This window comes from Cellvibrio fibrivorans (assembly GCF_031457055.1).
In the GTDB taxonomy this organism is placed as follows: Bacteria; Pseudomonadota; Gammaproteobacteria; order Pseudomonadales; family Cellvibrionaceae; genus Cellvibrio; species Cellvibrio fibrivorans.
Genome location: NZ_JAVDVX010000004.1, coordinates 366,294 through 381,390, shown reverse-complemented (window position 1 = coordinate 381,390; position 15,097 = coordinate 366,294). Strand labels below are relative to the sequence as shown.

Sequence of the window (15,097 nt, the reverse complement as noted above, 5' to 3'; positions counted from 1 at the left end):
TTTATGTTTGGGGAAAAGGTTTTTATTTTTTTGCTTCGTTACTATTAAAGTAAGTCGCCGCATCCTGTGTAGCATTTTTAATGTGTCTTTTCATCGCGGCGCGCGCTTCAGTGGGGTTGCCATTTTCAAGTGCGGCCACTATGTCTTTATGGTCTTTGATAGAAGGATGAACGCCTCGCTCGCGCAGACGTGCAGCAAAAGCGGCGCTTAGGTCAGATTGGCTACGCAGTTCCCAAAGCCAATTTACTACTGTGGAGATAGCGCTGTTTTGCGTAGCCGCTGCAATAATATTGTGGAACTTCCAGTCAGCCTTCTCCGAGCTATCGGGGCGCAGTTCCTCTTCTTCCATCTCAATAATGGCTTTCTTCAGTTCACTGATTTGCTGCTTGGTAATTTTCTTTGCGGCCAACGCACAGGCCTCTGCTTCCAGAATATGGCGAATTTCCAGAATCTCAAACGGCCCTATGCCTTTATCATCAATGGTGAGGCGCGGCTTTTTCTGGGTGACAAAAATGCCAGCGCCAGTGCGAATTTCAATAATGCCCGATAGTTCCAGTGCAATCATCGCCTCGCGGATAGTGGGGCGGCTGACATTGAGTTTCTCTGCCAAGTCCCGCTCTGAAGGGAGGCGTTCGCCCGCTTTTATAGTGCCGTCACTAACCAGCTTTGACAGCTGTTCTGCAACCTGTACGTAAAGGCGAGATGTTTTTATTGCCTGTAATTCCATCGTTTTGCTGCCTCAAACTGAATGTTTTGGTACCAGTAAAATATTTATCTTATGAATGAAAACCGGTTGCGTCATTCTAACCAAGTTTTTTTGGATGAAAACATAAAAATGTGTAAATACGGGAAATATTTGTTGCTTGCCAAGGTGTGGCACTGCTAGCATCCATGAATGGTAAAGTGGTAAGGCCAGATTGCTGCTTTGCTGCCTGTTGGTCTTGATGTCAGGTGTTGTACATCTTTATTGATACCTGGGTGGGAAAATAATTATGGCGGCTCTGGGTGGCTAATGGCCAACCCTATCGCCATTCTTAACGATAATAGAAAAGGTGTTAGTTATGAATTATAAGAACCTATGGGTGGCATTTCTGATATTGCCGTTACTTGTTTTTGTAGGCAAAGCCAATGCGCAGGATGTATATGTACAAAACGCCTACGCGCGGGATTTAATTAGTCTTGACGGGCACTGGAATCGCATTATTGACCCCTACGAAAATGGTTATTACAACCACCGTTATTTGCCCCATGAAGATGGCTATTTTAAAAATGCTCAAGTAAAAAATAAATCAGAATTACTTGAATATAATTTTTCTACTAGCGACAAATTACACGTACCTGGTGATTGGAATACCCAAGAGAGTCAACTATTTCTCTATGAGGGCACGGTGTGGTATCACAAAGATTTTTCACTCAATAAAAAAGTCGGTTACCGCTACCTGGTGCATTTTGGCGCGGTGAATTATCAGGCAATTGTCTATGTTAACGGTGTAAAAGTGGGGGACCATGAAGGCGGATTTACTTCATTTCAATTTGATATTTCCGACAAGCTTGTTAATGGGAAAAACTTTGTTGTCGTAAAAGTTGATAACCGTCGCGAGCGCAATCAAGTGCCCACGGTAAACACGGACTGGTGGAACTATGGCGGTATAACGCGTCCGGTAGCGATTTTGGAATTGCCAGGAACTTATGTGGCCGATTACTCGGTGCAGCTCGACAATGCCAATTCCAAAATGATCAATGCAAGTGTAACGCTCGCGGGCAATCTCAAGGCGAAACACGGTGATCTGTTGTTATCGATTCCTGAATTAAATATCAAACAGAAAATGCAGATTAGCGCTGATGGCCAAGCGAAGTTAACCCTGGCTGCCAGTCCGCAATTGTGGAGCCCCGAGCACCCAAAACTCTACGATGTTGAAATCAATTTTAATGGTGAGGTGGTTCGCGATCGCATTGGTTTTAGAACTGTTGCGGTTAAAGGCGAGAATATCGAATTAAATGGAAAATCTGTTTTCTTGCGCGGCATCAGTATCCATGAGGAAGCTCCCTTTAATGGCGGCGGTCGCGCCTGGAGTGAAGATGATGCGCGTACCTTATTGCGCTGGGCAAAAGACTTGGGTTGTAACTTTGTACGTCTCGCACACTATCCCCATAACGAAACCATGCTGAAAATAGCAGATGAAATGGGTTTGCTGGTGTGGTCTGAAATTCCGGTTTATTGGACGGTGATGTTTGAGGACAAAGCGGTTTACGCCAAGGCAGAAAAACAACTAACAGAAATGATTACGCGTGATAAAAACCGCGCATCTATTATTCTTTGGTCGGTTGCCAATGAAACGCCAGTAAAGCAGGAGCGGCTGAACTTTCTCTCGGGCTTGATTAATAAAACACGCGAACTCGATGGCACACGTTTAGTCACTGCAGCTATGGACACCCAAACCACAACGAAGGATGGCAAGGTTATTGATGATCCTCTGGCAAGTGTTGTGGATGTGATTGGTATCAATAGCTATTGTGGTTGGTATTACGAAGTCCCAGAAAATTGTGCAAGTCAAAAGTGGGCGTCAAAATACAACAAGCCGCTAATTATGAGCGAGGTCGGTGCAGATGCACTACAAGGTAAATTGGGTGATAAAACTGAACGTTGGACTGAGGAGTATCAAGCGGAAGTATTCAGACAAAATATCGCTATGATGGAAAATATTTCGGCGTTGCGCGGTGTAAGCCCCTGGATCCTGAAAGATTTCCGGTCGCCGCGTCGTTCATTGCCCGACATTCAGGATTTTTATAATCGTAAAGGTCTGGTATCTGAGGCTGGTGTTCGTAAGCAGGCCTGGTATGTATTGCGCGATTATTATAAGAAGAAAGAGTCTAGCGCTGAATAATTCATGGTCGCCGCACTTGGTGCTACAAGTGCGGCAACTCTGAGTGATGTGCATGTTTGACCTTATGTTCTGGTGTTCTCCAGACTATTCCGAGGGTATGCTCACTGATACCCGCTTTGCGAATCAGTTGTAAAACTGATTCGCCTTTTTATTTCTCATCCTATCTTATTGTCGATTCGACTTCATTTCCCAGTTGATTTTTTTCAGCCCATTTCTGCAATTGCAGAAATTTTTCTGCTTTAGGTCGTCGCTGTCTTGTAGCAGCTTTAGATTGATCCTTGACGGATGCTGCCCTATTGCTGGATTAAATATTTTCTCTGCTAAGTCCAAAAACTTCTATTTAGCCGCCAGTCATCGCTTGCAGTTCGTTAGGTAATGTGGTTTAGTGGGTAAGTGGCCTTACCACTTGTCCATAATGCGGCTTGGTGGGTTTGCCAAAGATAATCAATAGAAAGACACAGCAGATATTAATGATAAAAATCAATATAAAAGAGGATGCTATGAACTCATTCAAACACAACAATAAAAGTCGGGTATTTGCCCGTTCCCTGCTGGCGCTCAGCATTTCATCCAGTCTTTATGGGGGAGTCGCGATTGCCGCCGAAGAGCAAATGGTTGAAGAGGTTGTCGTCACTGGAATTCGCGCCTCGGTGCAGCGCGCGATGGATGTAAAGCGCAACGCGGCGGGTGTGGTGGATGCCATATCTGCTGAGGACATGGGTAAGTTTCCTGATACCAATCTTGCCGAATCCTTGCAGCGCATCACTGGCGTTTCCATTAGCCGCAGTAACGGTGAAGGCTCGCAAATTACTGTGCGGGGTTTTGGTGGCTCCAACAATATGGTGACCCTCAATGGCCGCACCTTGCCGTCGGGTGGATCTACGGCAGCCTACGGTGGTGGCACCATTGGTCGCGCGTTTGATTTTGGTAATCTCGCATCGGAAAGTGTAAAAGCGGTAGAAGTGTATAAAACGGGTAAGGCAAGTGTGGCCACTGGCGGCATTGGTGCAACCGTTAATATTATTACTAACAAACCTATTGAGACTGATGGTTTGGTGGGAACTGTTGGCGGCAAGCTCGTGAATGACTCCACGAATGAAAGAGGCGATGATATTACCCCGGAATTATCTGGCCTGGTGAGTTTCGCTAATGATGATCAGACTCTGGGTGTATCGCTCTCGGCAAGTCATCAAGTACGCGACAGCGGACAGTCTGGGCTCACGGAAAACAATTGGAATATTCGTCAGTGGGTTACTCCGGGGCAGCCAGGTTCGTTAAGCACATTAAACAGCGCGGAAATTATTAACCCACCGGAAGTGGGACAGTTATATGCATTGCCCAACGATTTGCGTTACCACTTTGTTGATAATCATCGCGAGCGCAACAATGCACAGCTTACGCTGCAATTTAAGCCGACAGAAAAATTATTGGGCACGCTTGATTACACTTATGCTGAGAACCAGATTGAAGAGGCGCGTGGTGATAAAACAGTATGGCTGCAGGGCAATATTACCAAAATTGTTTTTGATAAAAACCCCGATGTTGCCGGTCCACTATCACTTGAGCAGGCGTGGAATTTCCCTAAGGATAACAGCTACGCCCAAACCAGCGGCAACGTAACCAACACCTTAAAATCGCTCGGTGTCAATTTGGAATTTGAAGCTACCGACCGTTTGACACTGATGGTTGATGCGCACGACTCAGAGTTGGAAGGTGGTCCGGAAGAAGCTTACGGCAGTGCGGTTCGCTCTGGTATGGCAGTCGCTATTGGTTCTTATACAACTTTCGATTTCAGTAAAAAATTGCCGCAAGTTACCAACCTGATTAATGATTCAGTTAAGGGTAATAACAATGGTATTGCAGATATTGGCGATGTCAGTTCAACTGTTTTTGATTTTACCTACGCGCGCCAAAAAATGGATGTCAGTCAAGTTAAATTCGACGCTAAATATGAATTTGACAGTTTCATCCTGGAGGGTGGGGTGGAAACACGCAATATGCAAAGCGCGCAGCAACAATCCAGTTGGCAAAAGCAGGGTGGTGGTAATAGCGTTGCATTTCCCATGGATATTCCGGATGAGTTAATCGAAAACTATAACTATGTCGGTGGATTTGATGATTTTAATACGGCGGGGTACCAAACAGATGGCTTCCGGGCTGATGCAGTCAAATTAGCCGAGTGGGGTGCGGCAACCTACGGTGCTAAAGCTGCGGTACCTTGGGGGGTTGCGTATAATCCTAATTTTTCTACCAATACCATTATCGAGGAAGAAACTGCAGCCGCTTATGTGCAGTTTGGTTTTGAATCAGAATTATTTAGCAGACCTGTTAATTTGCTTGCCGGTGTACGCTATGAAACTACCGATGTGGCGTCATCAAATTCAATGTTGGTTCCAACAGAAGTTACCTGGACGGACAATAATGATTTCCTGTTGGTTCGCTCAACGACACCTACTATGTATGCACAAAAAAGTGACTACGATAACCTGTTACCGAGTGTTGATTTTGATATTGCATTGACCAGTGAAATTAAAGCGCGCGCATCTTATAGCACCACCATTTCGCGTGCGGGTTACGGTAATTTGACCTCTGGCGCTACTATCAGTGCTACCGGTGGTTTGAACCAGCCAACAGGATTGGGCGGCCAGCCAGTTGCCAGTTCGCAGAATCCGGCGCTCCTGCCTTTGGAGTCAGATAACTTCGACGTTTCAGTTGAATATTATTTTGATGATGCCAGTTATGTGTCGATCGGTTTTTTTGAAAAACATGTTGAGAATTTTATTGGTTCCGAGCAAGTTTATGAAAACCATTTTGGTTTGTTAGATGCGACTGCTGGCCCCCGTGCGCAACAAGCCGCCGCCGCGTTACAAGCAATTAATCAGCCTGTGACTGAGGACAGCTTGTTTGTGATGACTGCAATTTTGGATAACCCACAAGATTTCCCGAATGGCGCAGCGGATTTTAAAACGCCAGCACAAGATCCAACCTTTTGGGGCAGCGTGGCGACTAAATATGATATCTCGCCGGAGGCAGGTGATCCTGAGTTGTTGTATTTGACTACCAAACCTATTAATAACAAAGAAGCAAAAATTAATGGCGTTGAACTTGCTGCGCAACACTTCTTTGGTGAAAGCGGTTTTGGTATTCAGGGTAACTACACCATCGTAAATGGTGATATTGGTTACAACAATGCATCGCCCACTAATATTACCCAGTTTGCATTAACGGGGTTGAGCGATACCGCGAACCTCGTGCTCATGTATGAGAATGAAGTATTGCAGGCACGTGTTGCTTATAACTGGCGCGACGCGTATCTAGCTGGATATACCAGTTCTAACCCGACCTATGTTGAGGATTATGCGCAAATCGATATGAACGTGAGTTACGAGGTGACGGATAACATCACGCTATCATTCGAAGGTTTGAATCTCACTGGTGAAGATAGTCGCGCCCATGGCCGTACAGAATTGTTAGTGTGGAATATATATGACCTTGGTCCGCGCTACCAACTTGGCGCGCGGTATGATTTTTAATTGAGTGGTGTGTTCACTGGGTTAAAAACGATAAGGCCGCTCTTACCAGCGGCTTTATTTTTATACATACACTGGGGGTTTTTAACATGGGAAGGCATGTCGTATTAAATAATATCGAGCATAAAGATTTAAAGGTGATTACCCGCTATTCCGCCGCTTTTGGTTATGACGTTTCTAATGTCCTGACTTTTGTAACGGAGTTTTCTGCCGTGCACAAAGAGTATCCGATTTTCTTTCACGCAGATCCCAAGACACACAAGTTGCGCCCGGTGGCAATGTTGGGCTTTGATGATAATGAAAATCTATTTTTGGATGAGCATGGGGCACCCAACGGTTGGCGCGCACGTTATATTCCCGCTTTCAGTGCGCGCGGTCCCTTTTTAATTGGTTTCCAGAATCAGCTAAAAGATGGTGGAGATGAACATACTCCCGTGATACACCTGGATATAGATGATCAACGCTTGAGCGAGCATGAAGGTGAGGCGATTTTTTTACCGTTGGGTGGTAACAGTGAATATTTAAATGCAGTGAATCATCGGTTGCAATTAATTCTTCAGGGGCTTTCTTTAAATGACGCAATGATTGCAGCATTTTCTGAATTGGATTTAATTGAACCTGTGAATCTGCAAGTGCAATTCGATAATCACCATGAATATCGTATCCATGGTTATCACACTGTGGATAAACAAAAGCTGGCGGCTCTGGCGTCTATCCCTTTAGCTAGATTGAACGCGGCAGGCTTTTTGGAGGCGGCCCACTATATGATATCGTCGCTGGAAAATATTCCTGTGTTAGTTGAGTTGAAAAATAAAAAGTGCATTCACAGCATGCTATAACTCTTGTGGAATAAGCAAAAAAAGAGCAAAAAAAATCCGGCAGTTGCCGGATTTTTTTTGCCTACAGGAATGCCGGCTATTGGCAAACGCCACCCGCTACCTGCGGTATCACTGCCGCACCAGTACCTTTAGTGCCCTGGAATCCAAAAATAACGGTTTGTCCTGGTTGAATAGTAGAGTTCCAACTTAAATTGCTCGCGCTATAAGGGTTGTTACCCGCTGTATTGGCATTCCAACTGTTGGTCATGCGTGAATTGTCGCTATAGCTCCAGCTGACGTTCCAGCCATTAATTGCAGTCGTACGATTGTTGGTGATGCGAATATCGGCGGTAAAACCGTTGTTCCACTGATTGGTAACAACATATTGGCAATTACTCGTTGCAGTACTAGAAGCCAGGCTTGATGCGGCAAGTGAAGACGCTGCACTTGATGTTGACGAAGCTGGCATTGACGATGCAGGAACAGAGGATGCTGCAATCGACGAGGCCGGTCTGGATGATGCGGGTATAGATGATTCTGGTGTTGAAGATGCCAGTACGGACGAAGCGGCAACACTGGATCTGGATGAAGCTGGTGCTGATGACATTGATCTCGATGATGCCATCGACGACGATGCGGCAGTCATAGTGAGCGCACAATTATCAACAGTGAAATCCCAGCCGGGGTTATCTGCAGTATTCGCGAGGCGTACACCAAATTTGCTATCGTAGTTATCGCCTCCCACGGGTATTTTTGCGGAAGTGGTACAGCGGGTGCTGCCATCGCCAGCCACATCGCAAGTACTGGTGACGATATTAGTCAGGTCAACATCTTCTTCAATAAATAATTGCACCTTGGTGGCATTTGTTCCCGTAGTCGCGACATCGCATGCAAAGCTATAAGTATTCCCCGCAACTGTATCGACTTTTTGGTAGAGCTGGCCGTGCCAATTTAATTCAGTGCTGTCGGTATAAAAACGCACACTATTATTTTCGTAGCGCACATCGCGCAGATCACCGGTTGGCTCAAAGGAGTAAATACTCCATCCGTTGGCACTGCCGGTAAATTCACCATTAATAAGTACAGTAGAGCCATTACTGCCGCCACCGGAGGTATCAATGATTTCTTCAACGGGCGACATGCCGCTGGCGAAATGCGTTTTACTGTAAGTGAATTTACGCAGACTTTCACCGCTAAACACTAACAGCAATGTGGTATTCGCACCGATGTTGGCAGTGTATTGCTGCGTGCTGTTTGCATTGATATTAATTTTTACACCGGTTGATGCAATTGCATCGTTATTGAGGCGCAGTGTGAAATTTTGCGCACTGGTGCCGCGGTTCATTACCATCACTGATCGCTGTGTACCATTCACGGTACCATAGGCCACCACATTGGTATTGCTCGATACTCCATCCGCATAAGTTCCGCTCATGAATTTGCTAACAAATGCCATGTGATGATAGGAGGAGCGCGGTGTGCCGTTACCATCAATCATGCTGAAATCTGACCCGGAGCGTTTTCCGTCATTTTCAAACATCGACCAGGTTGCTGCATAAGTGGCTTGGTATTTCATAGCGTACCCGAGAACCTGACCAAACATTTGGCCGTTTTCATAGGTGTGTACCACTGTGCCGTCTTTGGAATTATATTCACCAATCCCCCATTGCAGTGCATTGGCACCGGAGCGGTTGTGGCGAATATTGGCTGCATCAACCAATGCTTTGCTATTTTTGATGCTGTTTAAAAAGCTTGCTGCACCTTGAATGGCAGGATCTATACCGGCGTCCTGCGGGTATGAATGCCAAGAAATGCCATCGATATAGTAATAATCTTTGCCGGGAATCTTTCCGCCGATATCGTTGGCGCTGCCGCTGTTAAACATTTCACCTAAATAATTCATAAAGTAGGCTTCATCCGGGCCAAAAATTTTAATGCTCGGGTCTACCGCTTTCATTGCAATAGAAAGGGGTTTGATATAACCGCTGACAACTGCCGCCAGGGCGGCGTTGTCTGCTGGTTTGCCCGCCTGCAGCCAAGGTTCGTTGCCAATGTTCCAATATTTAATATTCAGCTTCTTGGTCACGTTGAGGTACTGCACCATGCTGACAGCAGCGGCGACACGGTCATTTAATGGTGTGGCATAGTTGTATTGTGAAACCTGAACAAGCGGCTCTGCACCGGCTGCTCTGATTTTGAGAATCCACTGTTCCATAATTTCATTGCTGGGCATGTCTTCATCAAATTGGTGGCCACCAATGCGAATCAGCTTGGTGTTCATATCTTTGGTTTGCTGCCATACCGTTTCGCTGGGAGTAGCACCGGTATCTTCGTTTGCATACCATAAATTATTGCCTACCAATATCGGGCTAACTTGTTGTGCAAGTAACGCTGATGACATGGTGCTAGCAATCAGCAGCCCGAGTGTAGTGCCAATGGATTTTATAGAGCGCCCATTGTTGTGTTGGTAATTTTTCATAATTATTTTTCTCTAAGTAAGCTGTGCGCGACAATTGCTGGGTGATGTCAATCGGCAGCGCTAGTGGGTGGTGTGAAGGATTTTTTTCCGCCCGAAAAATTGGCGTCAGGTAACGTAATTATTGTTGTTTTAGCCAGCCTAAGCACAAATAGGAATGCATTCAATGCACCTTAAAAAATTGACTGTTTGCTAAAGAAAATAATGGTTTTTTTATTAATCATATTCTCATGGCGCAAAATTTAAGAGCGTAAATTTGCATTTACTTATAGTCAATAAGTGTATAACGGTGGGTTTTATGGCAACTATTTTTAGTTGGGTATTTCAATGATAAGAATTGCTAATTATTGTTTTTTTATCCCAATAAAACGAGTTCGTATTCAAATACTATCGGATTGTAATTTATAGCGATCAGTCAATTTTTCTGCGGTGCATTTTCATTGATGGGTGTAGGGAAAATAATGCGTGTAGACCAAAAATTACGGTGATTACAAACAGGATCATTAGAAATAATTTATCTACTCGCAGAGGCTGCAGCATGACGGTAATTAGTAATAAATGGTGTGCACGCACATTTTTCATCGTGTCTGCATTTTTATTCGCAGGGGCAGGGGTGCAAGCGCAACCAATCAGCGCTTATTTGTATGGCCAAAACCATTGGCTGGCCGATGGCGACGAAGGACGTGTGGGTTATATCCATAATCTCTGGCCGCAGGTGAAAGCCAGCGGCGTAAAAACGGTGCGTATTGGCGGTAACGGCTATGAGCGCAATTTTCCCAGCCGCAATCAACTCAATAAAATGGTCGATAATATAAAAAGCATAGGTGCTGAACCTCTGCTGCAGATTCCGCGCCATTTTTCTGACGAGGCGACTAAAGAGCTGGTGGCCTACTACACGCGTAAAGGCAATCGCCAGATAAAATTCTGGTCGATCGGCAATGAACCTATGTTGCATGAAGAGTACATCATTGAAGAGATTCACCAATATCTGGTGCGGATTGCCAAAGCCATGCGTCGTGCCGGACCAGATATAAAAATATTTATGTTTGATGAAGCATGGCTGCGTATTCCGGAGTACAGCGCTCTGGTCGGCGGAAGGTTGGATGTAGTGGGTCTTAAAGAAAATGGACGTTGGTTAATTGATGGGGTTAATTTTCACAGCTATCCCAATGGCCCCAAATTTGTGCGAGATGATGTCGTGTTTACTGGCCCCAAGAAAATATTGGATCAGGTCCTTGAATTACAAACGCTGATTAAAAACGCCAATGCAAAATATCAGCGTAAGGGTGATGCGGCATTGCTGTGGGGGCTGACTGAATTTAATGTGACCTATCACAATCCTGATCGTGAAGTGTCCGGGTATGGCAACACCTCATTTTTGGCTGGTCAATTCACTGCAGAAATTTTTGGCTATGGCATGCAGTACAGCGCTTATATGTTAAATCCATGGTGCATCAACGAGTCTGATGCGGTGGCTACCGATTTTGGCTACCTGGGTTTACCGCGTGAATTTTATCCCCGCTCTTCCTATTACCACATGCAATTACTGAGTACCTACTTGCTGGGTGAGTTTATTGCCAGCAGCGATAACCAGGCGTACGTAAAAACTATCGCTACACGGGACGCCGGCACTATCGCCATCATGATAATGAATCAGCATCAAACTGACACCTTTGAGTTTGGCCTCTCCTTTAGCAAGTCATCGGCTAGTGTAAAAAGTCCATTGCAGATTAATGTCGCTGCAAATTTAGATAAGACTTTCAGCTCACATATCGCTGCCCAAAGTACGCGGGTATATGTGTTCGATAAAAATGCTAGCTTGCAAAAAACCATTAGCTACAGCCTGCAAGACAATATGGTCTTTAAAGCTCCTCAGGTTGAATAGGCCATCAAATAGAAAGCAAAAGTGTTAAATAGATAATTAATCCAATAAAAAATTACAACTTCGTATTCCTAACAGGAGAAACACTCTAATGATAAAACTTATAACGACAGGATCCTGGCTTGCAAAAGCGGCTCACACAACTACCGGGCTGTTTATTGTTGGCTGTTTATCTAGCGCCGTTGCGCAAGAGATCAGCCCGCTGTTGGTCGGCAATAATCTCTGGTATGCAAACCAAACTACCGGAGTAGGCCCCAGCAATAAGGTTTGGCAGCAGACTAAAGAGATGGGCACGCAGGTTATTCGCATTGGTGGCAATGCGTACAACGATAATATGCCGTCCAATGCCATTGTCGAGCAATGGGTGAATCTCATTCGCACCAACGGTGCGGAACCGATTATCCAGGTATCACAGTACGACAATGCGACGCCGCTGAATGATCGCGTTGCTGCCGCAAAAAATTTGGTCGAATACCTTAATGTGACCAAAAAACTTAACGTTAAATATTGGAATATCGGTAATGAGCCTTGGCTTGAAGCGGAGCGTCCCGCAACTTCGACAATGCCGGCGCTTGTAGCAGCCTACATAAAACCGATTGCAGCAGCGATGAAAGAGGCTGACCCCAGCATTAAAATTTTTGGTCCGGATGAAGCGGAATTTTTTGATGATTATTACACCGAGTTGTTTAACAGCGGCAGTGCGAATGATATTGGCGGATTGGTTCCCGGAAAAAATTACTATTATGTAGATGGTATTTCATGGCATCGCTATCCACAGGAAGATAATGTTGATCCAGCGGTGGCCGGAGCGGCGGATATAGTTTCTCGTGTAGTAAAAGCAAAAGCCCTGGTTGATGCCGCTAATGCTCGCCACAACCGCACCGGTGCCAATGCGTTGCAGTGGAGTATCGGTGAGTACAACGGTAAAGGCGGATCGGTTGTGCATACATTTGAAAATGGTCAGATGTTTGCGCAGGTGTTAGGCGCGGCAATGAAATACCAGGCAACCTATGTAGCGACCTGGTCGATGTTTGAAAATGGTGGTTCACGTTCGGGCACCGACTTCAGCATGATTGATGGCAACGGTACTCCGCGCTCGTCATATCGCCACATGGAATTTATTGCAAAACACATGAAGGGTAATTATGCCGAAGGCATTTCCAGCAATGCCAATGTGGTTGCCTTTGGAGCGGTGAATGGCAGTCAGCGTGCGGTCATGATTATGAATCGCAGTACCAGCGCTGCGTACAATTACACGCTTCGTTTGAATAATGATGCTATTGGCGGTGCAAGTGATTTAAAAATCAATATCGATGCGGGTAGCGTGCAGGAATACAGCGATACTATTGCCCCCAATACATCTATTTTCCTGGTATTTGGTGAGCAAAACGTCACCCTATCCACCTACAGCAAAACACATTTCCTTGCTGATTTGGCACCCACTGAAGAGTTGGTTTCCCTCTGTGGCAATAATCGTCCCACAATTGATACGGTTGCTCCGGTATTCCTTGAGGCGAACGGTGGAGCAAAAGTTGTCAATTTAACCGGTATCAGTGATGGTAATGAGTGCACCCAAACGCTCACGCTCACAGCAACTAGCACTAATCCAGCAGCAGTATTGGCGGATAATATTATTCACTCAGGTTGCGCGGCTACGGCAAGTGTAAGTTTGTCACCGGTCGCAGTAGGTAATTCCACCATCAATATTACAGTGCAAGACTCGGGTATTCCTGCAAACAATTGCGCGGGCGTAAGCAAAACAATTTCGTTTAATGCTTTAGTCGCCAACAGTGTTAATGTACCGGCAAAAATCCAGGTTGAAGATTATAACGAAGCTTCAGGTTTGGTATTGGGCAATAGTGACACCGATGAAGGCGGACATTTAGGTTATGCCGACAATAATGATTTCGCCGATTACTATATTAATGTCCCAAGCGCGGGTAATTATGCAATCCAATTCAGAATTGCGAGTGCAGCGGCAACAGTGCCAACGTTTGAGCTGCGCAATGATGCCGGTACAGTGTTAGGTAAAATCACCGTCGCTAATACAGGTGGTTGGCAAACCTATCAAACTATTACGTTGTTAACGAATTTGCCGCAAGGGCAGCAGAAGCTGCGTATTTACTACACTGGCTCGGGTACCAATATCGATTGGTTTGAAGTAAAACAAGACGACGGCTCTTTTGTGCAGTGTACCTGTGTTAGTGGCTCAGTACAGGCGAGTAGCTCATCAACCGCAAGTTCAATTGCTGTGGGCTCGATAGCGGCAAGCTCTATAGCAGCAAGCTCAGTTGCCTCTAGCTCGGCAGTTATCAGTTCTGCCGCCGCAAGCTCTGCAGCTGGTGGTGGTTCGTCTGGCGGCGGTGGTAGTTTGTCGCTGTTAAATATACTGGCATTGATGGCGATGTTAATGCTGGGGCGCCACCTGCGGGCAACCAAACAACATTACGATTAATGTCTCAAGCTTGTGTGGGCTTATCCCACACAAGCGAGCATCCAAAAAAAAGGGAACCATCTGGTTCCCTTTTTTTTGTGCGGCCAATAATGATTAACAATAATTATATTAGTTAATGCGTGGGCGCACCTGCGCAAAATACTGACGGCAAAATTGAATAAATGCCGATAAACGTTTCGATTGATGAATCAATTGCGGATAAATAATGTGCATAGTATTGCTGGTTGTCAGGGCTTCATCTTGTAGAAACTCCAGGCGACCTTCGGCGATATCAATTTCCACCATATAATCTGGTGCGCGAATAATTCCCACCCCTTTTAACGCCTGATGTTTTAACAGGTGGCTATTATTAATTTGCAGCCAACCCTTACACTCTATTTCTTTGCCCGCAAAAGTCCAATCGGGTTGATCATGGCTGCGCAGACACTGGTGGCGGGAAAAGTCCGCCGCGGTTTGTGGTTTGCCGTGCTGGATAAAATATTCCGGCGCGGCGCAGCAATAGTATTGATAAGTAAATAGTGGCACTGCGATCATATTCTGTGGGGGTTCATTAGTGCCACGAAAGGCGATATTAAAATCGCTGCGGTTCAAATCCTGATAGGGATAACTGCAATCAATCGAAAACTCGATATTCGGGTGAAACGCTTTGAACTGCGCACATATATCCAGTAAATAACGCTCGCTAAATTGTAATGGTGCAGCAATTTTTAATAAACCTTCAATAGCTTGCCCTTCATTTTCAACATTGCGTTCAAGTTCTTGCAAGTCATTAAATATTTTTTCCATTCCGGTCATGACCCATTGCCCCTCATTGGTGAGACGCACACTGCGGGTGGAACGAATTAATAATGTCATGCCCATGTCTTTTTCGAGACGGCGCACTTGCGACGAAAGATGGCCGCGAGAAATACCAAGCCGCTCAGCGGCTACGGTATAACTGAGGTGCTGGGCTACTTCACTGAACAACATCAAACGTTCTAACTTTTTATGTTCTTTGTTTATCATTTTGTCTGACCCGTCGATGTTTTTTTGTTATTAAAATATTTAGTCT

8 protein-coding genes are annotated in these 15,097 nt (G+C 45.3%); 5 read left to right on the top strand and 3 right to left on the bottom strand.

Annotation, left to right across the window (positions count from 1 at the left end):
• Nucleotides 1–22: 22 nt before the first annotated feature.
• Nucleotides 23–727: a FadR/GntR family transcriptional regulator gene (locus J2X05_RS12935; RefSeq protein ID WP_310073075.1), complete on the bottom strand. Its 705-nt coding sequence runs from the start codon at nt 725–727 to the stop codon at nt 23–25.
• A gap of 334 nt (nt 728–1,061) precedes the next feature.
• On the opposite strand from J2X05_RS12935, the gene J2X05_RS12930 reads away from it, so the two are divergent.
• The 3 genes from J2X05_RS12930 to J2X05_RS12920 all read left to right on the top strand — a co-directional run bounded on the left by J2X05_RS12930 (nt 1,062) and on the right by J2X05_RS12920 (nt 7,254).
• Nucleotides 1,062–2,885, top strand: coding sequence for a glycoside hydrolase family 2 protein (locus J2X05_RS12930; protein ID WP_310073074.1), 1,824 nt, complete (start codon nt 1,062–1,064; stop codon nt 2,883–2,885).
• Nucleotides 2,886–3,385: 500 nt separating this feature from the next.
• On the top strand, nt 3,386–6,418 hold the full coding sequence (locus J2X05_RS12925) for a TonB-dependent receptor (protein WP_310073072.1): 3,033 nt from the start codon (nt 3,386–3,388) through the stop codon (nt 6,416–6,418).
• Between the two features lie 86 nt (nt 6,419–6,504).
• Nucleotides 6,505–7,254: a SapC family protein gene (locus tag J2X05_RS12920; protein ID WP_310073071.1), complete on the top strand. Its 750-nt coding sequence runs from the start codon at nt 6,505–6,507 to the stop codon at nt 7,252–7,254.
• 76 nt (nt 7,255–7,330) lie between these two features.
• On the opposite strand, the gene J2X05_RS12915 is transcribed toward J2X05_RS12920, so the two are convergent.
• Nucleotides 7,331–9,712 carry a cellulose binding domain-containing protein gene (locus J2X05_RS12915; RefSeq protein WP_310073070.1) on the bottom strand — a complete coding sequence of 794 codons (2,382 nt, stop codon included), beginning with the start codon at nt 9,710–9,712 and terminating at the stop codon, nt 7,331–7,333.
• A 535-nt stretch (nt 9,713–10,247) separates the two neighbouring features.
• Between J2X05_RS12915 and J2X05_RS12910 the strand changes: the two genes are divergently transcribed.
• A complete protein-coding gene (locus J2X05_RS12910) occupies nt 10,248–11,594 on the top strand; it encodes a hypothetical protein (RefSeq protein WP_310073069.1) in 1,347 nt (448 codons plus the stop codon).
• Nucleotides 11,595–11,682: 88 nt separating this feature from the next.
• Nucleotides 11,683–14,046, top strand: a complete 2,364-nt coding sequence (locus J2X05_RS12905; RefSeq protein WP_310073067.1) for a carbohydrate-binding protein — start codon at nt 11,683–11,685, stop codon at nt 14,044–14,046.
• A gap of 108 nt (nt 14,047–14,154) precedes the next feature.
• On the opposite strand, the gene J2X05_RS12900 is transcribed toward J2X05_RS12905, so the two are convergent.
• Entirely contained in the window at nt 14,155–15,051 is an 897-nt protein-coding gene (locus J2X05_RS12900; protein ID WP_310073066.1) for a LysR family transcriptional regulator, read from the bottom strand.
• Between the last annotated feature and the right edge of the window lie 46 nt (nt 15,052–15,097).

Bases quoted from the DNA above. Each gene is read 5' to 3' on its own strand.
- J2X05_RS12910 (WP_310073069.1), top strand. From the start codon at position 10,248: ATGACGGTAATTAGTAATAAATGGTGTGCACGCACATTTTTCATCGTG.
- J2X05_RS12915 (WP_310073070.1), bottom strand. From the start codon at position 9,712: ATGAAAAATTACCAACACAACAATGGGCGCTCTATAAAATCCATTGGC.
- J2X05_RS12925 (WP_310073072.1), top strand. From the start codon at position 3,386: ATGAACTCATTCAAACACAACAATAAAAGTCGGGTATTTGCCCGTTCC.
- J2X05_RS12935 (WP_310073075.1), bottom strand. From the start codon at position 727: ATGGAATTACAGGCAATAAAAACATCTCGCCTTTACGTACAGGTTGCA.
- J2X05_RS12920 (WP_310073071.1), top strand. From the start codon at position 6,505: ATGGGAAGGCATGTCGTATTAAATAATATCGAGCATAAAGATTTAAAG.
- J2X05_RS12905 (WP_310073067.1), top strand. From the start codon at position 11,683: ATGATAAAACTTATAACGACAGGATCCTGGCTTGCAAAAGCGGCTCAC.
- J2X05_RS12930 (WP_310073074.1), top strand. From the start codon at position 1,062: ATGAATTATAAGAACCTATGGGTGGCATTTCTGATATTGCCGTTACTT.
- J2X05_RS12900 (WP_310073066.1), bottom strand. From the start codon at position 15,051: ATGATAAACAAAGAACATAAAAAGTTAGAACGTTTGATGTTGTTCAGT.